This window comes from Citrobacter werkmanii (assembly GCF_008693645.1).
GTDB classification, from domain to species: Bacteria; Pseudomonadota; Gammaproteobacteria; order Enterobacterales; family Enterobacteriaceae; genus Citrobacter; species Citrobacter werkmanii.
This window is the reverse complement of sequence record NZ_CP044101.1, coordinates 4,366,934-4,389,347: the sequence shown is the minus strand read 5'-3', so window position 1 is coordinate 4,389,347 and position 22,414 is coordinate 4,366,934. Positions and strand designations below refer to the sequence as shown.

The window sequence follows — 22,414 nt, the reverse complement described above, 5'->3', positions numbered from 1 at the left end:
ATTTACATATATTTGTTTCTTAAATGGATGGCGTTTGAATGGAGTAAGTTATGAAATTAAACAAGATTGCACAGTCAGTTATTTTTGCCGCCATAGGGGTTCCTTTCCTGGCATCTGCGGCTTCTGTTACGCATAACGATGATACCAATAGTTTTTCTGGCCTTGATGCCTGGATGATGATTTCGAAAGATTTGGGAAATACCTGGGAAGCCTATACTGACGAAAGTCAGAATAACTTTCCGGGTTCAACCTATGGAATTATTGCCGCCAAAGATGAGCTTGCTATTATATCTCAGCCTTATGATCCAAACTCTACCTATAGAGGTGGAGAGAAAGTTCGCTTCCTGGGCTATTACTGGACGGCGCAATGGTGGGTTGATCAAGGGGTTAGTCCTTCCACGGATTCTGTATGGAAAAAGGGCGATAAAGTCAATTTTAACATTTACTCAGAATTTCAGTTTACCCCTTATACAGGGCAGAAAGCGGAAGAACTGCAAAATAGTGAGAAGAAAAGGGTTAAATCACAGCGCAAAGTGATTGGCTATTTTCCTGAATGGGGGGTTTACGAGGCGCATAATTACTTTACCCCCGATAAGGTGAACTATAAGGGCCTGAGCCATCTTAACTATGGTTTTGCCGTAGTTAAAAACGGTGTAGTGACGATGCATGATACTACGCAGGCGCCTAATTTAATGCGTGAGCTTGACAAGCTTACAGAAAAAAATAATGTCACGTTTATGCTTTCTGTTGGTGGTTGGGATAACTCACAGGAAGGCGTGTTTGAAGCGGCAACTCGCACAGATGAAGGCGTTGAGAAGTTGGCGAACAGCATGGTCGATTATGTCCATGCATGGAATTTTGATGGTCTGGATATTGACTGGGAGTATCCGGACAACGACAGTGAAAAAGCGCAGTTTACTAAACTTATCAAATCATTACGCGCCAAGCTTGATGAGCAGGGGCGCAAAGACGATAAGTACTATCAACTTTCTGCCGCTGTCACAACCAACCATAACAATGTGGCTTATATTAACCCGGCTGTCACCGCAGATTACCTCGACAGTATCAACGTAATGGCATACGACATTCACGGCGCTTTTGATGCAAAAACGGGCCACAATGCTCCGCTTTTCGCCAATCAAAAAGATGACGATCAGAAGTTGAATGTCTCCTCTGCGATGAGTGAATATGCGGATGTTTGGCAGATTCCTAAAGAAAAATTAATGATGGGCGTTCCATATTACGGAAGAGGATGGGGGTCTGTTCCTGCTACACAAATTGAAGCGGGACTGCCGGGGCTATTCGCGCCGGGTGAGGCGTCTGTAAAAGGCGCATGGGATGATGAGGGGCAATATACTGGCACCAACCCGTGGTATGTTCTGAAAGAAAAACTAGCCAGTGGCGAATACAAACGGTATTGGGATCCGCAGTCACATGTTCCTTATTTATATAGCGTAGGCAGTCAGGAGTTTTTAACCTATGATGATCCGCAATCTATACGTGAAAAAGTAGATTATATTAATCAACAAGGATTTGGTGGCGCAATCATTTGGGATATTAGCGGCGATACGGCAGACCATGAGTTAGGGAATATTGTTGATGATATTCTGACTACCTCAGTTGCCAAAGAGAAAGGTGCAACGCTCTACACTGATATAAATTATCTGGGTGATGATATTCAGACTAATGATGATATTTCATGTTTAGCCGATGTTAAATCCACAACAGGCAAAAAAATGAATGACACTATCTCTTCAGTAAAAATTGCTGAGGGTAGTTTGGGTGTGAATGCTTTTACAAACTGTAATTATTCGGGGACAAAAATAGCGCTTCTGGAAAGTAACTCCGCGCTGAGTAGTGGCAATAATGCGATATCATCCGTAAAAATTATCAAGGCAATTGCTTACGAGGACTACGGACTGGAAGGGCGTTCTCTTGTTATGGATGGTGACATTAAGGATCTGTCAACTTACAGCCTCAATGATGCGCTATCTTCAATTCAGGTCGCTCAGGGTTACAAAGCGCGGCTATATGCAAACGGGAATTATAAAGGCAATTATATCGATATCACGGCCGGCAGTGCCGCAATACGTGATGGCTTTAATGATAAAGTTTCTTCTATTCAATTTATCAAAGAATAATTCCGTCTGATAAGAGCTCAACTTGCCCCTTTACAGGGGCAAGTTTTTTTAACCGATCGCCTTTTCTTGCTTCCAGGTGGCCACCGCCGCAATACGACGCCGGGTCAATTCCTCGCGAATCGCCTGACCTTTGAATCCTGCCTCAACGACGTCTTTCGTTGGCACCGCCTGCGCAACCTGCCAGGCTTCACGCAACAGCCTGCCTTGCGGATAATCCGCCGCTTCAAAGCCGGTACGCCCACGCACGTCTGCCTCGCTGGTCAGAGCGATTTGCTCCACGCGCTGTGGTTTACGCCAGGCATCGATGGAATCAAACAGCTTAACGATGGTTTTTGGCTGCAGGATTGGGAAGGTATGAATGAGATCGTGGAACTCTGCCACCAGTTTGGCTAAATCACGGATGTCATTTGGTACGCGCAGGCGTTGACACAGTTGCTCGACCAACTTGACGCCCGCCGGACCATGACCGTGATGGCGTGGCCACAGTGCTTTAGGCGTTAATGCTTTGCCAAGATCGTGGCACAACGTGGCAAAGCGCACGTCGACCTCGGGGCTTAACATGGCGGCCATCGACAGCGTCATCAGGGTGTGAATACCGGTATCGATTTCCGGGTGCCACTTCGCGGGCGCTGGAACGCCGAACAGGGCATCAACTTCAGGAAACAGAACGCGCAGCGCACCGCAGTCGCGCAGAACCTGAAAGAACACCTGGGGATTACGGGTAGTTAAGGCGTTTTCCGTTTCTTTCCACACCCGCTCTGACGTCAGATGTTCCAGTTCACCGGCAGCGGTCATGTCGCGCATCAATGTCATGGTTTCGTCAGCGATACGAAAACCGAGGTGCGCATAGCGGGCAGCAAAGCGCGCCACGCGCAGTACGCGCAGCGGATCTTCGCTAAAGGCGGGAGAAACATGGCGCAGCAGACGGTTTCGCAGATCGCTGCCTCCGTTATACGGGTCGATAATCTTCCCGTCGTCATCGCGGGCCATTGCGTTGATGGTCAGGTCGCGACGTTGAAGATCGTCCTCCAGCGTTACATCCGGCGCGGCGTAACAGGTGAACCCGGTATACCCCGAGCCTGATTTACGCTCGGTTCGCGCCAGCGCATACTCTTCCCGGGTTTGCGGATGCAGAAACACGGGAAAATCGCGGCCTACCTGCTGGTAGCCCGCATCGAGCATTTCTTGTGGCGTGGCGCCGACAACGACCCAATCTTTATCTTTAACCGGTAGCCCTATTAACGCATCCCGAACAGCACCACCGACCAGATAAATCTTCACGCCACTTTCCTTTTGAAAAAAATCATCCCTTAATCATATGTCAGTGTGGCGGAGAAGGCGATTCAGTTCATCCAGCGATCTTTGCGTTTACGGCTTGGGATCATGTGCGGTAGAACCAGGCCGAGCAGCAGACCAAGACCCAGCACGCCGCCGCCGTACATAAACCACTGCATGATGATGGTGCGCTGTTTGTCATCAAGCTGCAGGTTGGCTGCGCTCACCTTCTTTTGCGCCACGATAAGTTCGTTTTTCAGCTTCTGATTTTCTTGTTTCAGCCCGTCGATCACGCTGTCGCTTTGCGACACTTTTTGCTGCATATCGGCGGTGCGCTGATTCCACGTAGTATCGATATTATTGAGCTTATCTGTCAGCGTCTTAACCTGGTTTTCCAGATCGGGAACGCGGGTACGCAGGCTTGGCGTACTGTTCAGCTCTTTCAGTGGGATCCAGGCGGTACGTCCGGTGCTGTCTTTCACCTGGGCATAGTTGGTGTTGGCATCGGTCTGTAATAGCGTGACTTCCTCGCCGGCGTTAACCGTACCCACGAGGCGATAATTATCTCCCGGACCGCTGCGGACCCAGGTGTTCAGTTCGTCAGAGACATAGCGCTTTTCTTCGGCATGTGAGACTGCAGTGGCGCTAAGTGCGAGTAAAGTTAATCCAATCAGGCGTAATTTTGGCATCAGGCTGTCGTTATTGTCATAGAAAGTGGAACGATAGTAGTGGCATCAGTGTCTCTACGCAAAGCATTCGACATCAATCGGAATCATCTGTGTCCTTTTTGCCACCACCCGAAACTTTTACGCCCGTCAAATTGCTCGTTGCATGGCAATTTGGCGCAAAATACTATCTACTTGACCATTAAGAACGAACTTAGTTCGCAGTCAGTTTTCTCAACTGTGACATAACCCATAAGTACAAGACCATGGCCCAGGAAATCGAATTAAAATTTATCGTCAATAGTGATGCTGTAGATGCGCTACGTGAGCGTCTGAATACGCTGGGAGGAGAGCATCACGCGCCCAGCCAGTTGCTGAATATCTACTACGAAACGCCGGATGCCTGGTTGCGTGGTCACGATATGGGCCTGCGTATTCGCGGGGAAAACGGTCGTTATGAAATGACCATGAAAATTGCCGGACGGGTAACGGGCGGTCTGCATCAGCGACCAGAATATAACGTTGCGCTGAGCACGCCTGAGCTGGAGCTCGCCCTGTTTCCCGCTGAAGTCTGGCCTGATGGCAAGCTACCCACGGAACTCGCTTCTCAGGTGCAGCCGCTGTTTAGCACCGATTTTTACCGTGAAAAATGGTGCCTTGATGTTGACGGTAGCCGGATTGAGATAGCCCTCGACCTTGGGGAAGTGAAAGCGGGCGAGTTTGCTGAGCCTATCTGTGAGCTTGAACTGGAACTGCTAAGCGGCGATACCCGTGCGGTATTGAAGCTGGCAAATCAGCTGGTTTCACAAACCGGTTTACGTCAGGGCAGCCTGAGCAAAGCGGCGCGTGGCTATCATTTGGCTCAGGGGAATGCGCCGCGTGAACTCAAACCGACGCGCATTTTGCGGGTTCCGGCGAAGGCGAGCATCGAGCAAGGTCTGGAAGCGGCGCTGGAGCTGGCATTATCCCAGTGGCAGTACCATGAAGAGCTGTGGGTACGCGGCGTCAAGGGGGCGAAATCCGAGGTACTGGCGGCAATGGACCTGGTGCGCCACATTCTGATGCTGTTTGGCGGTAATGTGCCACGAAAAGCGAGCGCTCACTTACGTGATTTGCTGACCCAGTCGGAAGCAATCATGGCGTCGGACGTTTCTGCCGTTTCGGCGGTTTACAGCACACAAACGGCGATGGCAAAACTGGCGCTGACCGAATGGCTGGTAACCAAAGGATGGCAGCCGTTCCTTGATGCGAAGGCGCAGGGTAAAATTGCCGACTCCTTCAAGCGTTTCTCAGATATTCATCTCTCGCGCCATGCCGCCGAACTGAAAACCGCTTTTGCTCAGCCGCTGGGCGATCGCTATGCCGATCAGCTTCCACGCCTGACGCGCAACATTGATAGCATGCTGATGCTGGCGGGATATTATGACGAAAATGTCGCCTCGGAATGGATCGCCAACTGGCAGGGCCTGCGTCACGCCATTGCGGCCAACCAATATATTGAAATTGAACACTACCGCAATGAGGCAATCGCGCTGGAACCGTTCTGGCTGCACAGCGGAAAACGATAATCAGGACTGAGGCCGCCATCTGGCGCTATTCAAAGGATAACTCATAAATGAAGCAGCTCTCTTCACCGTTACAGCAGTACTGGCCGACCGTTGTTGAGCGGCTGCCAACAACAATATCTGAGTCCTCGCTTAGCGTGCAGGCGAAGTCAGTGCTTACATTCAGTGATTTTGTTCGCGACAGCCTTATTGCCCATCCTGAATGGCTGGTCGAGCTGGAAAGCGCAGCGCCTCAGGCGGACGAATGGCGACACTATGCCGCCTGGTTACAGCAGGCGTTGACCGACGTCAGCGATGAAAACACGCTGATGCGTGAGCTACGCCTGTTTCGCCGTCGCATTATGGTGCGTATCGCGTGGGCGCAGACGCTGTCGCTGGTGACGGAAGAGAGTATCTTGCAGCAGCTAAGCCATCTGGCTGAAACGCTGATCGTTGCCGCGCGTGACTGGTTATACGCCGCCTGCTGTCGAGAATGGGGAACGCCTTGTAATCCAGAAGGTGTTGCGCAACCGCTGCTGATTTTAGGCATGGGGAAACTGGGCGGCGGCGAGCTGAATTTTTCCTCCGATATCGACCTGATTTTTGCCTGGCCGGAGCACGGCAGTACGCAGGGCGGGCGACGCGAGCTGGATAACGCGCAGTTCTTTACCCGTATGGGCCAGCGGCTCATCAAGGTCCTGGATCAGCCCACAATGGATGGCTTTGTTTATCGGGTGGACATGCGCCTACGCCCATTTGGCGACAGTGGTCCACTGGTGCTGAGCTTCTCCGCGCTGGAGGATTATTACCAGGAACAAGGCCGCGACTGGGAACGTTATGCAATGGTCAAAGCCCGCATTATGGGCGATGCCGATAGCACTTACGTCAATGAACTCCGCGCCATGCTGCGACCATTTGTCTTCCGTCGTTATATCGATTTCAGCGTGATCCAGTCTCTGCGTAACATGAAAGGGATGATTGCCCGTGAAGTGCGACGTCGCGGACTGAAGGACAACATTAAGCTGGGGGCGGGCGGTATTCGTGAAATCGAATTTATCGTGCAGGTATTCCAGCTTATTCGCGGCGGACGCGAGCCGTCGCTGCAATCCCGCTCACTGTTACCGACGCTGAGCGCCATCAAGGCGTTAAACCTGTTGCCAGACACCGATGCGGAGCAACTGCGCGCCGCCTATCTCTATTTACGCCGTCTGGAAAACCTGCTGCAAAGTATCAATGATGAACAGACCCAGACGCTGCCGGGTGATGAACTGAATCGTGCGCGGCTGGCGTGGGGAATGAACGTTGATAACTGGCAGCAGTTGACCGATGTGCTGGCGAGCCATATGCACAATGTGCGACGGGTATTTAACGAGCTGATTGGCGATGACGAAGCCGAAACTCAGGAGGAGTCGCTGTCAGAACAGTGGCGCGAACTGTGGCAGGACGCTTTACAGGAAGATGACACCACGCCGGTGCTGACGCATCTGGCGGATGACGATCGGCGACGCGTCCTGTCGCTGATCGCGGATTTCCGCAAAGAGCTGGATAAACGCACCATTGGCCCACGCGGACGCCAGGTGCTGGATCATCTAATGCCGCATCTGCTGAGCGATGTCTGTTCGCGTGACGACGCCTCAGTTCCGCTATCGCGCATTACGCCGCTGCTGGTGGGCATTGTCACCCGTACAACCTATCTGGAGCTGCTGAGCGAATTTCCCGGCGCGCTTAAGCACCTGATTTCACTCTGTGCCGCCTCGCCGATGGTCGCCAGCCAGCTGGCGCGCTATCCGCTGTTGCTCGACGAGCTGTTGGATCCGAACACGCTGTATCAACCCACGGCGACAGATGCCTACCGTGATGAGCTGCGCCAGTATTTACTGCGCGTGCCGGAAGATGACGAAGAGCAACAACTGGAAGCGCTGCGCCAGTTTAAGCAAACCCAGTTGTTGCGTATTGCCGCGGCTGATATCGCCGGAACGCTGCCGGTGATGAAGGTGAGCGATCACTTAACCTGGCTGGCGGAAGCTATGATTGATGCGGTAGTCCAGCAGGCGTGGACGCAGATGGTTGCTCGCTACGGGCAACCCACCCATCTTGGCGATCGCGAGGGACGCGGTTTTGCCGTGGTCGGCTATGGCAAGCTGGGCGGCTGGGAGTTGGGTTACAGCTCGGATCTCGATCTGATCTTCCTGCACGATTGTCCGATGGATGTAATGACGGATGGCGAACGTGAGATTGACGGGCGACAGTTCTATCTGCGTCTTGCGCAGCGCATTATGCACCTTTTCAGTACCCGTACCTCCTCCGGTATTTTGTATGAAGTGGATGCGCGGCTGCGTCCGTCCGGTGCGGCGGGGATGCTGGTAACATCAGCGGATGCTTTCGCCGATTACCAGCGTAACGAAGCCTGGACATGGGAACATCAGGCGCTGGTGCGCGCGCGCGTAGTATACGGTGACCCCCAGTTGACCTCTCAGTTTGACGCGGTGCGTCGCGATATCATGACCCTCGTCCGCGATGGAAAAACCTTGCAAACCGAGGTGCGCGAAATGCGTGAGAAAATGCGTGCTCATTTGGGCAATAAGCATCGCGATCGTTTTGATATCAAAGCGGACGAAGGCGGCATTACCGATATTGAGTTCATTACGCAATACCTGGTGCTGCGCTATGCCCATGAAAAACCGAAGCTGACGCGTTGGTCGGATAACGTGCGCATTCTGGAATTACTGGCGCAAAATGACATTATGGAAGAGCAGGAGGCGCTGGCGCTTACCCATGCTTATACGACGCTGCGTGATGAACTTCACCATCTTGCCTTGCAGGAACTTCCGGGCCATGTGGCGCCAGAGTGCTTTGAGGCTGAACGTACGCTGGTGCGCGACAGCTGGCAGAAGTGGCTGGTTGCCGAGTGAAGTGTGCTATTATCGCGCGCAAATTTTAAGACCCTCAGAGAATCTCTCAGGAGACAGGAATGAAAGTAACGCTGCCAGAGTTTGAACGTGCAGGAGTCATGGTTGTCGGTGATGTGATGCTGGATCGCTACTGGTACGGTCCTACCAGCCGTATTTCGCCTGAAGCGCCGGTTCCGGTGGTGAAAGTGGATACCATCGAAGAACGTCCCGGTGGCGCAGCAAACGTGGCGATGAACATTGCCTCCCTGGGAGCGAATTCGCGTCTGGTGGGCCTGACCGGTATTGACGACGCGGCGCGTGCGCTGAGCAAAACGCTGGCGGATGTGAACGTAAAATGTGATTTCGTCTCCGTACCAACCCATCCGACGATTACCAAACTGCGCGTACTTTCCCGTAACCAGCAGCTGATTCGCCTGGATTTCGAAGAAGGTTTTGAAGGTGTGGATCCGCAGCCTTTGCACGAGCGTATTAATCAGGCGCTGGGTTCTATCGGCGCGCTGGTGCTCTCTGATTACGCCAAAGGCGCGCTGGCAAGCGTGCAGCAGATGATTGCGCTGGCGCGTAAGGCCGGAGTTCCGGTGCTTATCGATCCGAAAGGAACCGATTTTGAACGCTACCGTGGCGCTACGCTGCTGACGCCGAATCTGTCTGAGTTTGAAGCGGTTGTTGGTAAGTGCAAAAGCGAAGATGAGCTGGTGGAACGCGGCATGAAATTGATTGCTGATTTCGACCTTTCCTCTTTGCTGATCACGCGTTCCGAGCAGGGGATGACGCTGCTGCAACCGGGCAAAGCACCGCTGCATATGCCGACTCAGGCGCAGGAAGTGTATGACGTGACCGGCGCGGGCGATACGGTTATTGGCGTGCTGGCGGCGACGCTGGCGGCGGGTAACTCTCTGGAAGAAGCGTGCTACTTTGCTAACGCCGCAGCCGGTGTTGTCGTAGGTAAACTGGGGACTTCAACCGTTTCTCCCATTGAACTGGAAAACGCCGTGCGCGGTCGTGCAGATACTGGCTTTGGCGTGATGAGCGAATCTGAGCTGAAACAGGCCGTTGCCAGCGCCCGCAAGCGCGGTGAGAAAGTGGTAATGACCAACGGGGTGTTCGACATTTTGCATGCGGGGCACGTCTCCTATCTGGCAAACGCACGCAAGCTGGGCGATCGCTTGATCGTAGCGGTAAACAGCGATGCTTCGACCAAACGTCTGAAAGGCGAAACGCGTCCGGTCAACCCGCTGGAACAGCGGATGATCGTACTGGGCGCGCTGGAGGCCGTCGACTGGGTGGTCTCTTTTGAAGAAGATACACCGCAGCGTCTGATTGCGGGCATCCTGCCGGATCTGCTGGTAAAAGGCGGCGATTATAAGCCGGAAGATATTGCGGGCAGCAAAGAGGTGTGGGCGAACGGCGGTGAAGTGCTGGTGCTGAACTTCGAAGACGGCTGCTCAACGACTAATATCATCAAAAAGATCCAAAAAGACAGCGATAAATAATCGCCGGGAAGTTTGCCGGATGGCGGTGGAAACACCTTATTCGACCTACGAGGTTGTGGGCCGGATAAAACGCGTGAGCGTTGCCATCCGGCATTTCTGTTTCTTATTCTTCAGTGGTTTTTTCAACAGGCTGTGGACTGTTTTTCAGCGGTTCAGCTTTACGATGACGCTCTGTCTCAAAGGCGGCGATTGTCGCGTTTTGCTGCAGCATCTTTTCACTCTCAGCAGAGACGTAGGTTTCATAGGAAAGTGTGAGCCTGGACTATAAATTTGCGCACATTATGTACAAAACCATTTCGCGTATAGGGAAATACTGAAATCAGAAAAAGCATATGGCCTTAGCAGATATTCAATAACTGGAGGGTATGCTCATGCACAGCAACATGTATTCAATGAACAATTTCGATTTCCTGGCCCGCAGTTTTGCCAGGATGCAGGCTGAGGGCCACCCTGTTGATATCCAGGCCGTCACGGGCAATATGGATGAGGAGCATCGTAGCTGGTTTTATAAACGCTATGCGCTGTACTGCCAGCAGGCGACAGAGGCGAAGAAACTCGAACTGGAACACTAACAGAAAAACGGGCCTTGCGGCCCGTTGTCGTTTTTACTCTTGCGGATCGACTGAGGGGATCGCAGGGGCAGGCTTAACTTCTGCCGTTTTTTCACGCGCTTCCAGCTCAGTCATGCGTTGTTCAAGCAGCGCCAACTTTTCACGGGTACGCAGCAAAACCTGAGTCTGCACATCAAACTCTTCACGGCTTACCAGGTCCAGACGGGTCAGTTGTGACTGCAGCGTTTGACGAATTTTCTTCTCGACGTCTTCCCCAAACTCCCGGATCCCTTTCGGCATCGACTCGTGAACCTGACGAGCAATCTGCTCAATTTTTTTCGGGTCAATCATTGTGGTTTCCCTGAACTGGTACGTGTTGCTGCTTATTGTAGTGCGAATGGGCGCAGGCATAAACCAGAATTGTGTGAAGCTAAGTCGAGTAAAGGCGTTGATGAAGGTAATCAATAGCGTTATAGTTAACCCGCTTATTCTCAGGGCGGGGCGAAATTCCCCACCGGCGGTAAATCAGCTTAATGCTGAAAGCCCGCGAGCGCTTTGGGTGCAAACTCAAAGGTCAGCAGATCCGGTGTAATTCCGGGGCCGACGGTTAGAGTCCGGATGGGAGAGAGTAACGATCCAGTCGGGCATGGACCCGCTCACGTTATTTTTTTGCCGCTTAGACGGTACTCCTAAGACTGCCCTGATTCTGGTAACCATAATTTTAGTGAGGTTTTTTTACCATGAATCAGACGCTACTTTCCTCTTTTGGTACGCCTTTCGAACGTGTTGAACATGCGCTGTCTGCGCTGCGTGAAGGACGCGGTGTAATGGTGCTTGACGACGAAGATCGTGAAAACGAAGGCGATATGGTTTTCCCGGCAGAGACCATGACCGTTGAACAGATGGCGCTGACCATCCGTCACGGCAGCGGTATTGTTTGCCTGTGCATCACTGAAGACCGACGCAAACAGCTCGATCTGCCAATGATGGTGGAAAATAACACCAGTGCTTACGGTACCGGTTTTACCGTGACCATTGAAGCCGCAGAAGGCGTGACCACCGGCGTTTCCGCGGCAGACCGTGTCACTACGGTACGTGCGGCAATTAAGGATGGCGCAAAACCTTCCGATCTGAACCGCCCGGGACACGTTTTCCCGCTGCGCGCTCAGGCAGGCGGTGTGTTGACTCGCGGCGGTCATACTGAAGCCACCATCGATCTGATGACGCTGGCAGGCTTTAAACCCGCCGGTGTGCTGTGCGAACTGACCAATGACGATGGCACCATGGCGCGCGCGCCGGAGTGCATCGAATTTGCCGGCAAGCACAATATGGCTGTGGTCACTATCGAAGACCTGGTGGCTTACCGTCAGGCGCATGAGCGTAAAGCCAGCTAATTGCTCACTACCACGCTTGTCGTGCCAGGGATAAAAAAACCGAAGTCAGTTTTCTGGCTTCGGTTTTTTGTTATTGCAGTCTGTCTATTTAGTTCTGGCCAGTTTGATTGCCCAGGCGCCGCTCATTATCACTAACAGCAGCAAACATACGCCAAAAGCCAGCAGGCAGGCCTGCGCCATATTCATAAAATGCCACGGCGGCAGGAGATACCAACCTTCCGACTGTTGGTACAGATCGACAAACCACTTTTGCATACTGCTGAGCGCCACGCCATCGGGAACGATGGGCGCATCATAGCCGCAGTCTCCTGTGGGCTTAAACCATTCTGGCGCCCAGTTTGCCAGCGGCAAATTGAACGGGAAGGTCGGATCGGTGGAACATCCCTGTACGCCAAACAGTGAATCTGGGTCCGGGTTATGTACTGCATAATGAATGCTGTTAAGTTTGATGGAAAACTTAATGCCCATGATGCTGCCGTAAAATGCCGCGATGCAGCCGATGAGCTTCAGAACAACATTTTTGGGGTTAAGCGCCGCGATTAGCCCACCAAAAACCATCACGAACATGGCAAAGCGAATGTATACACATTGTTCGCAGGGAGCCATGTAGAGATAGATTTGGAAGAAAGAGTGCGCCAGAATAATTAACCCACCCATTGCGCAAGCCATCAGTAACCACAGAAAGCGCCGTTCCTGCCATCTCACCAGGGTATCAACCGGTGCAATACATAAGTCTCGCCACAGTCCTTTAATGAAAGCCATAGCCGGGTCCCTGTTTATTTTGCCGCCAGCTCTCTGACAAGCTCAGCCATAGAATCAATGGATTTGATGTTTTTGGTGTAGATCAGGTACTTGCCGTTGACGACATAAGCCGGTACGCCCTGAATTTTGGCGACATCATATGCCGCTTTCCATTTCTCCAGCGTTTGCTGGACGGCGGGGTCCTTCAATGCGGTTTCAAAATTCGCCTGACTCATACCCGCAGCATCCAGCCCCGTCTTAATGAATAAGGCAGGATCTTTACCGTCTGACCAGCGCTCTTTCTTGTCGTGGTAGGCTGCGTAATAGGCGAACTTGGCTTTTTTGAACTGAGATTTGGCGTCAAACAATGAAATTCCTGCTGCCTGATCCTTAGCGATCATTACCGCAAATACCTCACTGGCCTGTTTGCCGTATTCCCCTTTGGTTTCCAGATGAAACGGTGTGAAGGTAACCACGTCGGCTACTTTTTCTGACACGGGAGCCGTTACGGCTTTATCGTATTTGTAGCAGAACGGACAGGCGTAGCTGAATACTTTGATTAACGTCTTATCCGCATTAGGAATCGGTTTCTCCAGCACCATATAGTCAGTACCCTCGGTAAAAGCCGATGCTGCAAACGATGAGGCAAGTACGGCGGTTAATACCACGCTTTTAAATAATGAAGTGATCCATTTAGACGACATAATTAATCCTTAATCTAACGTGATTATTTAAACATTTGTTGTGGGTGGACCAGTAATGCACGGTAGTGTGTTTGGTTCGGTTTATCGGAGAGGACATCAATTTCAACTTTGACTTCTTTTGTCTTGTAGTCAATTTCATTGATTTTGCCAATGGTCGGTTGTCCAACGTCAAATAAATTAATCGATCCACCAAAGCCAAACATGGTATCGCGATCTTTTTGATATTCGATAACTGAAGTGATAGGACTATAAAAATCATAGCCGCGCTCTTTTCCGTATTCCCAAATTTGTTGGACGGTTCCTTTTTTCTCATCAATTTTATATTCGACAAAACGGGAGTATTTCATCGTCGGCAAAGCGGGTTGTTCGAGTCCACGACCATCGCCGTTATCAAAAATGGTTAATGTCCCTTTGCTGGAGAGCCATGCGGTGTGCTGGGTGTAGGTAAAATCGAAATCAGTATTTTCACACTTGCCATTTTCATCACATTTTAGCACGTTGCCTTTAGCATCTACCGGTTTTAACAGCTTGCTTGCCAGCGCTTTATTCCAGCCTTTAGATGGCGCCAGGATCCACTTCACCTGTTTATCCCGACCAATTTTTACGACCCCCTGATGGCGGGAAGAGATAATGATAGAGTCATCTTTAGCGTCATAGGCAATGGAGTTGACGTGAGCCCAGTTACGACCCGCACCAACGCCGAGGGCATCACCATAGGGAGTATCTGGCTCCAGTTTCGCCTGTTGGCCTGCGTGCGCGAGGTCGACGTTGACGCATACCGCGCCTGCGTCCAGTGCACCCAGCAGGGCATCACGCATCGGGTCGAGAATTTTTGTCAGATCCCATACGTCAACAACGCGACCGGATCTGTCGACTTCAATAATCTGGTCGCGGATAGTTTGCACGTGAATGCCATCTTCCTTGCGATAATCGCGTTTACCTACGCGAAGCAGTACGGTGTCATTGACCGTTTCGATCGATTCATGCGATGCGTCAAGGAATCCACGCGGCAGCTTATGGTCGGCCAGAATCTGTCCCATCATATCGAATTCATACCAGTGCTGACCCTGCACGGCGGTGAAGGTTCCGCGCGGTGTTTCCCGAATGCCCATCAGGTAACCGCGCTTATTGATATCCATGTCATGGCCGTCATAGAAGGTATCCTGATCCAACCACCAACGATATTCACCTTCCGTATCGACGACGAAGGTAAAAGGGGCGATATCAAAGGGTAATGCGCCACCTGCGGGGCCCGCATCAAGGATGCCGGCATTTTTGTCTTTTTCACCATGCCAGTGGAATTCTGCGCCCTGCGCGGTGAAAGTATGGGTATTCACCAGATACAGACGGTCTTCAAAGCCGGGAGCAACCTTAATAACTTTAGTTTGCTGTAAATCAGAAAGAGAACGGTTATCCATGTAGTGATTAACGATGGCAGATGTTTGCACCACGTAATCTTCCTTCATCGCCTTGCCATTTTCTTTATATTCGATGGTAACTTTATTAGCGTACTTTTGATAAAGGCCAAAAACAGGAATGCCATCGTAAGTGGCGAGTGATTCTTTGCCAACGGTATAAGTAACCGGAACCCCTTTTTCACCTTTACCATGAACGGTGACTTTAACATCCGAAATAACGTGACTATCTAATTCAATCAGTGCGGTAAGTGGGGCATTTCCATAAGGATCAACAACTATTGCGCCCAGTTTACCTGCGGGTTGGGCGGGTTGAAAACCTGCGGCAAACGAATTCCCCACAGTTAATCCAAATGCCAGTGCAAGCGTTCCAGCGAGAAGTGTTTTTCGGTATTGCGTAAACATGGATATATCTCCTTATATTACCTGTAAATATAATGGTGCTGAATATATTATGTTTTTACGATGTTAATTAAGCAAAGGATAGTATTGCTGATGCTGCTTTAATGATGAATCAATTAATATTGATGAGGCTTATTGTTCTGCAGAATCTAATTTTTATTATTTGAATAGTATTGGCGAGATATTTTAAGAACAATGTTTATTATTGTGTTGTGTGATCTTGTCGACATAGTTTAATTGTTTATAACGATCTGGGCTATTAGCTTAGTCGCTTATTTATATGATCGAAATCATATATTTGTTTCTGGAATATGCCACTATAGGGGTAGGTTGGAATAAGGTAGTGTAAAATTTTAACGTTAAATGTTTAATGATGTTAAATATTAAGGGTAAAAGAATGTTTATTGCCTGGTATTGGATTGTATTAATTGCACTCGTTGCGGCGGGTTATTATTGTCATATGAAGCGTTATTGTCGTGCGTTCCGCCAGGACAGAGATGCGCTGCTTGAGGCGCGTAACAAACTCTTTCGTCGATCTGGCGAAGATAACGGCACGGTTAAGGGACAGGAATAGTCCTTCGCGTTCTGCTATGGATGAGCGGATGCTGTTAAACTTGCAGGGTGGCATCCGCCCTCTGGATTATCCGATTCCCATGGACTGGAGAATGACGAGACTTAACCCCATCACCGACATTCCGCACAATACCCCATAGCTGGGATTATTATTGGGATCGATCTCTTTTGCCAATGGCATCAATTCATCGACGGACAGCGCGACCATAATACCTGCGACGGCCGCCATTATCGCCGCCATCACTACCGGCGAAATCAGACTACCGAGAATTAACCACGCCAGTACGCCGCCCAATATTTCTGCCATGCCCGAAATCCCGGCCCAGAATATCGCGGTGCGTTTAGATCCCGTAGCCGCATAAACTGGACCCGCCACGGCTAATCCTTCAGGAATATTGTGTAATGCGACGGCAAGGGCAATACCAAAGCCCAGTTCGAGGTTGCTGCTGGCGGTAACAAATGTCGCAATTCCTTCCGGGAAGTTGTGCAGGCTAATGCCGAGTGTCAATAAAATCGCGGTACGCCGGATGGAACCAGGTAAAGGCTGCGTGGTTTTTTGCACCAGATCCTGGGGGTGAGCATGCGGCAGTATACGATCGAGGCCAAAGTAGCCCAGCAAGCCCACAATAAACATCCCGTAGCCCAACACCGGCGACATGCCGTCAGCGGCCAGCGCAGCGGGCAGCATCTCCATTAGGGATATCAGTAACATAATTCCGGCAGCGAAACCTAAAGAAAAGGCAAGAACGCGGTTAGAGGGTTTTTGCCCCAGCACGCCGAGAAATGCGCCAATAAACGTGGCGGCGCCTGCCAGTAAAGTCAGAAGTAAAGGTACTGACATCGACAAATCTAACTCCTTATCAATCTGCTGTTCGGGCCAGATCGTCAAAATAACTGATGATCTTCATCATGGTTATCTGAGTTCTTCATCAACCGAAAAAGCGTATTGTGATGGTATCAAAATGACTCCCTCAGTAAGGATATCATCATGTCTTCAGCTCGTATGCCAGCATTGTTTTTGGGCCACGGTAGCCCGATGAATGTTCTGGAAGATAACGTTTATACCCGTGCCTGGCAGCAACTGGGGGAAACGTTGCCGCGTCCGAAAGCCATTGTGGTGGTGTCGGCGCATTGGTTCACTCGTGGAACAGGTGTGACGGCGATGGAAGCGCCAAAAACAATCCACGATTTTGGCGGTTTTCCACAGGCGCTGTATGACACGCATTACCCGGCCCCGGGTTCACCGGAACTGGCTCAGCATCTGGTTGACATGCTTGCTCCGGTGCCAGTGACCTTAGACCAGGAAGCGTGGGGCTTTGACCACGGCTCATGGGGCGTGCTGATCAAGATGTATCCGAATGCGGACATTCCGATGGTGCAGCTGAGCGTCGACAGTACCAAACCCGCGGCCTGGCATTTTGAGATGGGGCGCAAACTGGCGGCGTTGCGTGATGAAGGCATTATGCTGGTGGCCAGCGGTAATGTGGTACACAACCTGCGTACTGCGCGTTGGCACGGTGAGAACACGCCATACCCGTGGGCGACCTCATTCAACGATTATGTGAAGGCCAACCTGACATGGCAGGGTCCGGTTGAACAGCACCCGCTGGTCAACTACCTCGATCATGAAGGTGGATCGTTATCGAACCCGACGCCGGATCACTATCTGCCGCTGCTGTACGTTTTGGGCGCATGGGACGGTATGGAACCGGTGACGATCCCGGTTGACGGTATTGAGATGGGCAGTTTGAGTATGCTGTCGGTGCAGGTAGGGTAATTAATGCCCGATGGCGTTGCGCTTATCGGGCCTACGGTTCATGCCGTAGGCCGGGCAAAGCGGAGTCGCCATCCGGCACAACGATTATTCGACAAAAATATGCGGATAGAAGCGCGAGAGATCCTGAGTGATCAACGCTCTGTCTTCACGAATGCCGATGCCTGCGGGTTGATCGTTGATCAGCCAGCTGCCAATCAGCATATAGCTGTCGCCAAATTTCGGTAGCTGATGGAACTGCTGGACGATCATGCCTTCTTCGCCATACGGCCCTTCCACGGCTTCGATCGTTTTCCCGTTCTCGATGATGGAGACGTTAGCGCCTTCACGCGAGAAGATTGGCTTAACGACGAATTTATCCATCTGCGGATAGTCGTCTTCGGCGAAATAAGCAGGCAACAGGTTCGGATGGTTCGGGAACATTTCCCACAACAGCGGTAATAGCGCCTTGTTGGAGATGATGCTCTTCCAGGCAGGTTCCAGCCAGCGAACGCCCGCGTCTTCAAGCTTAGTGGAGAACATTTCACGCAGCATGAATTCCCACGGATAGAGCTTGAACAGGTTTGCAATAACCTGATCCTGCATATCCGTGAACTGACCTTTTTCACCCAGGCCAATATCTTCGACATAGAGGAATTCAGTGGCGATCTCAGCCTCGGCAGCGCAATCCTGCAGGTACTGGATCGTACCGCGATCTTCGACCGTATCACGACAGCAGGTCAGATGCAGCAGTTGAAAACCATACTGTTCACGCAGCTCGGTGAAACGCTCGATCAGCTTTTCCTGCAGACTGTTGAACTGATCGCTGCCTTCCGGCAGGTTGCCGGCATTGAGCTGATCTTCCAGCCAGATCCACTGGAAAAACGCGGCTTCGTACAATGACGTTGGCGTATCAGCGTTGTTTTCCAGCAGCTTGGGTTCACCTGTGCCGTCCCACGCCAGATCCAGACGAGAATAAAGCGACGGTTGTTGTGTCTGCCAGGACTGGCGGACAAAGCCCCAGGTATGCTTTGGAATGCGGAATTTTGTCATCAGCTCATCGCTGGCGATGACCTTTTCCACCACTTTGAGGCACATTTGATGCAGCTCTGCGGTGACCTCTTCCAGCTTTTCAACCTGGGCAAGCGTGAGCTTATAGTACGCGTCTTCACACCAGTACGGCTCGCCGTACATGGTGTGAAAGTTGAAACCGTATTCGGTGGCCTTATCGCGCCAGTCCGGGCGCTCAACAATACTGACTCTTTCCATGACCATCAGCCGCCCATTGAACGTGTAGTGGTACCGCTGGCGCTACGTTGCATGGTGCTCTGTTTAGCCACAGATTCGCCAAATCCGCCGCGGGTGACGGTAGTGGTGGTGGCCGGTTTCGGCGCCATGGCGGTTTTAGGCACGGTCATGGTGCGGCCCGGTGTCGCTGCGCCGTAGTTTTTACCGCTGGCGTCAGTGTACTTGCCGTATGCCGGACTGGCCGGGTTTTTCGAGCTGAACAGCGGCTGCTGAGCGCCCATTCCACCGCCCATCAGTCGGCCCATCATGTAGCCTGCCATCAGCGGCATCCAGAAGCTGCCGCTGCTTTGATTCTGCGCCTGAGCCTGGCCTTCGCCGGTCGGCGCCATACCCGCTTGCGCAGGTGCTTGTTGGCACTGGCCTTCGCCGAATTCAGCGATACAGTCTTCGCGAGTGGCATATTTTGGCGCGGTGCGTTCCGCTTCTTTCAGCGCATTGTTGAACGCGGTGGTACATTCGGCGCTTTTACCCGGATTCGCTGCTGAGCAGTCGTCCGCGTTTTGATAAAGCGAAACCGTTTCGTCGCTCTTTTCACAGCCCGCGAGCATAAACACAGCGGTAACTGCCAGGGCGACAGGAGTCAGATGGCGCGCGCTCCAGCTTTTGCGGAACGAAGCGTGATGTATTGATTTTGTCCGTTTCATATATGTCTTCCAGGACCCAGTGGTAAATACTGCTCAGAATAGAGGATGACTGGTCGAAATTGAAGCGGGAAGAGGCGAGAATGCGCAGGAAGGGGCGGATCTTTACGTTGTCTTACGTTCAGACGGGGCCGAAGCCCCGTCATCAGCATTAATTACGGAACGGGTTGTTGCCGTTGCTGCTGGTTGTACGTGCGGCTGTCGGCTGCGCCGCTGGCGTCGTGCTGTTGGACGTATAACCATCCGCTGCGGCGTCTTGCTGCGCGTTTTGAGGGGCGATCGTATCCGGGGTAGTGGATACCGGTTTACCCAGCGTATTGTTCAGGGCCACCAGATCCTGCTCGTTCAGCGTACCGAGCGCGGATTTGACGTTTAACTGATTGATTAGATAGGTGTAACGCGCATTAGCCAGCTGTTGCTTGGCGTTGTACAGCGTGGTGGTGGCATCCAATACATCCACGATGGTACGTGTACCAACGGAATAACCGGCTTCCATCGCATCCAAAGAACTTTGCGCAGAAACAACCGCTTGTTTGTACGCGTTGATGCTACTGATGGACGCATTAATGTTGTTAAACGAAGAACGAACGGTCTGCACCACGCTGCGGTGTGCGCTTTCCAGTTGTTCGCTTGCGCCAACAAAGTTGTACTGCGCCTGTTTCACCTGCGAGTTAACCATTCCGCCCTGGTAGATAGGCAGCGAGAAGCTCAGGCCGATTTTGTTCTGGCCCATGTTGCTGTCGTCATACTGGGAGGTGTTGGTTTTGGAACCGCTGTATGAAGTATCAGATACGCCAGTAGATGCGGTCAGGTCCAGAGTCGGTAAATGACCGTCCTGTGCCAGGCGAATCTGTTCACGCGCCAGATCCTGGCTCAAACGCGCCTGCAATAAGGTCAGGTTGCGGTTTTCCGCTTCTTTCAGCAGTGCGTTCACCGCCTGCGGTTTGTTGGTTTTGAAGCCGTCAACGTTCAGCGAAGCCAGTTCCGGGTAGTAGTTACCGGTCACCTGGCGCAGTTGTTCCACCGCGTTATCCAGATTGTTGCGTGCGGTAACTTCGTTTGCCAGCACGGTATCGTATTGTGAACGGGCGTTCTGCACGTCAGTGATAGCGACCAGGCCAACGTTAAAACGCTGAGTGGTCTGATCTAACTGACGGTAAACCGCATCTTTCTGTGCCTGGGTGTAAGACAGCACGTCAATTGCGTTCAGTACGTTAAAATAGGCGGTGGCGGTATTCAGGATCAGCGTTTGCTGATCGGTCTGATAGGTCACGTCCTGGATGCCCGCTGATTTTTCTTGCAGCGTCAGGGCACGCCATTTTGACATATCAAAAATGGACTGAGTTAACTGCAGAGATGCGCTGGTGGCGTTGGAGTTGACGCCATTTGCATCACGGTAGCCATTGCTGTAGGTGTAATCGGCACCTAATCCCAGTTGCGGCAGTAATGGGCTACGCGCTTCGTTAATTTTTTCGAATGCAGCATCGCGATCGGCGGCGGATTTACGCAATTCCGGGTTGCTCAGGCGTGCTTGCTGATAAACCTGCATCAGGTTCTCTGCCTGGCTCAGAGTACTGAACCCCGACAGGCTCAGGCCGATAAGGATGGGGAGCAATTTCTTCATTTGCATTCCTTGTTGTGAAGCAGTATTTAGCGCTGATCAAATTGTAAAAATATTTGCTGATTCTAGCAGAATCCGCCACTGCAAAAAGTTGGCGTTACGTGCCATACGGCGTTAATTTGCATCAATTTAACACAAGGGCGTTGAAACATCAGTCAAACGACCTTGAAATTCACATTTTAAACACTATTGGTTTCAGGACAGCACAATGCGTAAACCAGACAACTTGCCAATGACTTTCACTAAAAATGATGTAGAAATTATTGCACGAGAAACGCTATACCGCGGATTTTTTTCACTGGATCTTTATCGGTTCCGCCATCGCTTGTTTAACGGCGGTATGAGCGGTGAGGTAAAGCGCGAAATTTTTGAGCGCGGACACGCGGCAGTCTTGCTACCCTTTGACCCTGAGCGGGACGAAGTTGTGCTGGTCGAGCAGATCCGTATCGCGGCGTTTGATACCAGCGCAAGCCCATGGCTACTGGAAATGGTGGCCGGGATGATCGAAGAAGGCGAGAGCGTGGAAGATGTCGCGCGCCGTGAAGCGATGGAAGAAGCCGGGCTTAACGTTAAACGCGTAAAACCGGTGCTGAGTTATCTGGCAAGCCCAGGAGGCACCAGCGAACGCTCATCGATTATGGTGGGTGAAGTGGACGCCACGACCGCGAGCGGAATTCATGGTCTGGCTGATGAAAACGAAGATATTCGTGTTCATGTGGTTAGCCGGGAACAGGCTTACCAATGGGTAGAAGAGGGGATAATCGACAACGCGGCTTCTGTCATCGCTTTGCAATGGTTACAGCTGCACTATCAAGAGTTAAAAACTGAGTGGAAAAAATGAAGCGTTACACACCTGACTTCCCTGAAATGATGCGCCTGTGCGAAACCAATTATTCGCAATTGCGCCGCCTGTTGCCACGTAATGACGCAGCCGGCGAAACAGTGAGCTATCAGGTGGCAAACGCACAATATCGGTTAACGATCGTTGAATCGACCCGATACACTACGCTTGTCGCGATCGAACAAACGGCACCGGCTGTGACTTACTGGAGCCTGCCGTCCTTAACCGTGCGTCTGTATCATGATGCGAGGGTCGCTGAAGTGTGTTCAAGTCAGCAGATCTTTCGCTTCAAAGCGCGGTATGATTATCCAAATAAAAAGTTGCATCAACGCGACGAAAAGCATCAAATTAACCAGTTTCTGGCCGACTGGTTACGGTACTGTTTAGCACATGGAGCGATGGCGATTCCGGTTTATTAGCGTCGTGAAACCTAAGGACAC

The 22,414-nt window shown here is 51.6% G+C and carries 20 protein-coding genes and 1 riboswitch; of the genes, 10 read left to right on the top strand and 10 right to left on the bottom strand.

From position 1 onward, the window contains the following. The first annotated feature begins 50 nt into the window (after window positions 1–50). Complete coding sequence (locus FOB24_RS21550) at window positions 51–2,141, top strand: glycosyl hydrolase family 18 protein (protein WP_087856827.1); 2,091 nt, start codon at window positions 51–53, stop codon at window positions 2,139–2,141. A gap of 48 nt (window positions 2,142–2,189) precedes the next feature. Here the strand turns inward: FOB24_RS21550 and FOB24_RS21545 are convergent, their stop codons facing one another. Together FOB24_RS21545 and FOB24_RS21540 are read right to left on the bottom strand one after the other, a co-directional pair. Then, window positions 2,190–3,422 carry a multifunctional CCA addition/repair protein gene (locus tag FOB24_RS21545; protein WP_121529559.1) on the bottom strand — a complete coding sequence of 411 codons (1,233 nt, stop codon included), beginning with the start codon at window positions 3,420–3,422 and terminating at the stop codon, window positions 2,190–2,192. 62 nt (window positions 3,423–3,484) lie between these two features. Further along, window positions 3,485–4,105: a TIGR04211 family SH3 domain-containing protein gene (locus tag FOB24_RS21540; protein WP_038633948.1), complete on the bottom strand. Its 621-nt coding sequence runs from the start codon at window positions 4,103–4,105 to the stop codon at window positions 3,485–3,487. A gap of 242 nt (window positions 4,106–4,347) precedes the next feature. Here FOB24_RS21540 and FOB24_RS21535 point away from each other — a divergent pair, with 242 nt between their 5' ends. The 4 genes from FOB24_RS21535 (at window position 4,348) to glgS (ending at window position 10,602) form a co-directional block, all read left to right on the top strand. Next, window positions 4,348–5,649, top strand: coding sequence for a CYTH domain-containing protein (locus tag FOB24_RS21535; RefSeq protein WP_150345438.1), 1,302 nt, complete (start codon window positions 4,348–4,350; stop codon window positions 5,647–5,649). 47 nt (window positions 5,650–5,696) lie between these two features. Beyond that, entirely contained in the window at window positions 5,697–8,537 is a 2,841-nt protein-coding gene (glnE, locus tag FOB24_RS21530; protein ID WP_150345437.1) for a bifunctional [glutamate--ammonia ligase]-adenylyl-L-tyrosine phosphorylase/[glutamate--ammonia-ligase] adenylyltransferase, read from the top strand. Between the two features lie 59 nt (window positions 8,538–8,596). After that, window positions 8,597–10,030: a bifunctional D-glycero-beta-D-manno-heptose-7-phosphate kinase/D-glycero-beta-D-manno-heptose 1-phosphate adenylyltransferase HldE gene (hldE, locus tag FOB24_RS21525; RefSeq protein WP_038633941.1), complete on the top strand. Its 1,434-nt coding sequence runs from the start codon at window positions 8,597–8,599 to the stop codon at window positions 10,028–10,030. Between the two features lie 365 nt (window positions 10,031–10,395). After that, complete coding sequence (gene glgS, locus FOB24_RS21520) at window positions 10,396–10,602, top strand: cell surface composition regulator GlgS (protein WP_150345436.1); 207 nt, start codon at window positions 10,396–10,398, stop codon at window positions 10,600–10,602. 33 nt (window positions 10,603–10,635) lie between these two features. On the opposite strand, the gene ubiK is transcribed toward glgS, so the two are convergent. Next, window positions 10,636–10,932: a ubiquinone biosynthesis accessory factor UbiK gene (gene ubiK / locus FOB24_RS21515; RefSeq protein WP_150345435.1), complete on the bottom strand. Its 297-nt coding sequence runs from the start codon at window positions 10,930–10,932 to the stop codon at window positions 10,636–10,638. A 132-nt stretch (window positions 10,933–11,064) separates the two neighbouring features. Continuing rightward, window positions 11,065–11,215: riboswitch (FMN riboswitch) on the top strand. A 106-nt stretch (window positions 11,216–11,321) separates the two neighbouring features. Between ubiK and ribB the strand changes: the two genes are divergently transcribed. Then, window positions 11,322–11,975 (top strand): 3,4-dihydroxy-2-butanone-4-phosphate synthase, encoded by a 654-nt coding sequence (ribB, locus tag FOB24_RS21510; RefSeq protein WP_038633931.1) that lies wholly within the window; start codon window positions 11,322–11,324, stop codon window positions 11,973–11,975. 84 nt (window positions 11,976–12,059) lie between these two features. Here ribB and dsbI read toward each other — a convergent pair whose 3' ends face one another. Genes dsbI through FOB24_RS21495 form a run of 3 tightly spaced genes read right to left on the bottom strand, consistent with a single transcriptional unit; the run spans window position 12,060 to window position 15,240 of the window. Further along, window positions 12,060–12,737 (bottom strand): protein-disulfide oxidoreductase DsbI, encoded by a 678-nt coding sequence (gene dsbI, locus FOB24_RS21505; RefSeq protein ID WP_085048722.1) that lies wholly within the window; start codon window positions 12,735–12,737, stop codon window positions 12,060–12,062. 14 nt (window positions 12,738–12,751) lie between these two features. Then, window positions 12,752–13,420 (bottom strand): thiol:disulfide interchange protein DsbA/DsbL, encoded by a 669-nt coding sequence (locus FOB24_RS21500; protein WP_150345434.1) that lies wholly within the window; start codon window positions 13,418–13,420, stop codon window positions 12,752–12,754. Between the two features lie 23 nt (window positions 13,421–13,443). Continuing rightward, a complete protein-coding gene (locus FOB24_RS21495; protein ID WP_085048724.1) occupies window positions 13,444–15,240 on the bottom strand; it encodes an aryl-sulfate sulfotransferase in 1,797 nt (598 codons plus the stop codon). A 394-nt stretch (window positions 15,241–15,634) separates the two neighbouring features. Between FOB24_RS21495 and FOB24_RS24335 the strand changes: the two genes are divergently transcribed. Beyond that, complete coding sequence (locus tag FOB24_RS24335) at window positions 15,635–15,811, top strand: DUF4051 domain-containing protein (RefSeq protein ID WP_121529554.1); 177 nt, start codon at window positions 15,635–15,637, stop codon at window positions 15,809–15,811. Between the two features lie 66 nt (window positions 15,812–15,877). Here the strand turns inward: FOB24_RS24335 and zupT are convergent, their stop codons facing one another. Further along, a complete protein-coding gene (zupT, locus tag FOB24_RS21490; protein WP_038633928.1) occupies window positions 15,878–16,651 on the bottom strand; it encodes a zinc transporter ZupT in 774 nt (257 codons plus the stop codon). A gap of 147 nt (window positions 16,652–16,798) precedes the next feature. Between zupT and ygiD the strand changes: the two genes are divergently transcribed. Then, window positions 16,799–17,587, top strand: coding sequence for a 4,5-DOPA-extradiol-dioxygenase (gene ygiD, locus FOB24_RS21485; protein ID WP_121529553.1), 789 nt, complete (start codon window positions 16,799–16,801; stop codon window positions 17,585–17,587). A gap of 84 nt (window positions 17,588–17,671) precedes the next feature. Here the strand turns inward: ygiD and FOB24_RS21480 are convergent, their stop codons facing one another. The 3 genes from FOB24_RS21480 to tolC all read right to left on the bottom strand — a co-directional run bounded on the left by FOB24_RS21480 (window position 17,672) and on the right by tolC (window position 21,142). After that, the gene (locus FOB24_RS21480) at window positions 17,672–18,832 is read right to left on the bottom strand and encodes a glutathionylspermidine synthase family protein (RefSeq protein ID WP_038642878.1); all 1,161 of its coding nucleotides are present in this window, start codon (window positions 18,830–18,832) and stop codon (window positions 17,672–17,674) included. 5 nt (window positions 18,833–18,837) lie between these two features. After that, window positions 18,838–19,515, bottom strand: a complete 678-nt coding sequence (locus FOB24_RS21475) for a DUF1190 family protein (protein WP_006688037.1) — start codon at window positions 19,513–19,515, stop codon at window positions 18,838–18,840. A 148-nt stretch (window positions 19,516–19,663) separates the two neighbouring features. After that, window positions 19,664–21,142 (bottom strand): outer membrane channel protein TolC, encoded by a 1,479-nt coding sequence (gene tolC, locus FOB24_RS21470; RefSeq protein ID WP_121529552.1) that lies wholly within the window; start codon window positions 21,140–21,142, stop codon window positions 19,664–19,666. 199 nt (window positions 21,143–21,341) lie between these two features. On the opposite strand from tolC, the gene nudF reads away from it, so the two are divergent. Both nudF and FOB24_RS21460 read left to right on the top strand, forming a co-directional pair. After that, window positions 21,342–21,974, top strand: a complete 633-nt coding sequence (gene nudF / locus FOB24_RS21465) for an ADP-ribose diphosphatase (RefSeq protein WP_038633920.1) — start codon at window positions 21,342–21,344, stop codon at window positions 21,972–21,974. After that, a complete protein-coding gene (locus FOB24_RS21460) occupies window positions 21,971–22,393 on the top strand; it encodes a DUF1249 family protein (RefSeq protein WP_003024582.1) in 423 nt (140 codons plus the stop codon). The genes nudF and FOB24_RS21460 overlap by 4 nt, the downstream gene beginning before the upstream one ends. Window positions 22,394–22,414: the final 21 nt, after the last annotated feature.

Coding starts and splice junctions, on each gene's coding strand:
- FOB24_RS21550 (WP_087856827.1), top strand. CDS start 51: ATGAAATTAAACAAGATTGCACAGTCAGTTATTTTTGCCGCCATAGGG.
- FOB24_RS21540 (WP_038633948.1), bottom strand. CDS start 4,105: ATGCCAAAATTACGCCTGATTGGATTAACTTTACTCGCACTTAGCGCC.
- FOB24_RS21535 (WP_150345438.1), top strand. CDS start 4,348: ATGGCCCAGGAAATCGAATTAAAATTTATCGTCAATAGTGATGCTGTA.
- glnE (WP_150345437.1), top strand. CDS start 5,697: ATGAAGCAGCTCTCTTCACCGTTACAGCAGTACTGGCCGACCGTTGTT.
- hldE (WP_038633941.1), top strand. CDS start 8,597: ATGAAAGTAACGCTGCCAGAGTTTGAACGTGCAGGAGTCATGGTTGTC.
- glgS (WP_150345436.1), top strand. CDS start 10,396: ATGCTCATGCACAGCAACATGTATTCAATGAACAATTTCGATTTCCTG.
- ubiK (WP_150345435.1), bottom strand. CDS start 10,932: ATGATTGACCCGAAAAAAATTGAGCAGATTGCTCGTCAGGTTCACGAG.
- ribB (WP_038633931.1), top strand. CDS start 11,322: ATGAATCAGACGCTACTTTCCTCTTTTGGTACGCCTTTCGAACGTGTT.
- dsbI (WP_085048722.1), bottom strand. CDS start 12,737: ATGGCTTTCATTAAAGGACTGTGGCGAGACTTATGTATTGCACCGGTT.
- FOB24_RS21500 (WP_150345434.1), bottom strand. CDS start 13,420: ATGTCGTCTAAATGGATCACTTCATTATTTAAAAGCGTGGTATTAACC.
- FOB24_RS21495 (WP_085048724.1), bottom strand. CDS start 15,240: ATGTTTACGCAATACCGAAAAACACTTCTCGCTGGAACGCTTGCACTG.
- FOB24_RS24335 (WP_121529554.1), top strand. CDS start 15,635: ATGTTTATTGCCTGGTATTGGATTGTATTAATTGCACTCGTTGCGGCG.
- zupT (WP_038633928.1), bottom strand. CDS start 16,651: ATGTCAGTACCTTTACTTCTGACTTTACTGGCAGGCGCCGCCACGTTT.
- ygiD (WP_121529553.1), top strand. CDS start 16,799: ATGTCTTCAGCTCGTATGCCAGCATTGTTTTTGGGCCACGGTAGCCCG.
- FOB24_RS21480 (WP_038642878.1), bottom strand. CDS start 18,832: ATGGAAAGAGTCAGTATTGTTGAGCGCCCGGACTGGCGCGATAAGGCC.
- FOB24_RS21475 (WP_006688037.1), bottom strand. CDS start 19,515: ATGAAACGGACAAAATCAATACATCACGCTTCGTTCCGCAAAAGCTGG.
- tolC (WP_121529552.1), bottom strand. CDS start 21,142: ATGCAAATGAAGAAATTGCTCCCCATCCTTATCGGCCTGAGCCTGTCG.
- nudF (WP_038633920.1), top strand. CDS start 21,342: ATGCGTAAACCAGACAACTTGCCAATGACTTTCACTAAAAATGATGTA.
- FOB24_RS21460 (WP_003024582.1), top strand. CDS start 21,971: ATGAAGCGTTACACACCTGACTTCCCTGAAATGATGCGCCTGTGCGAA.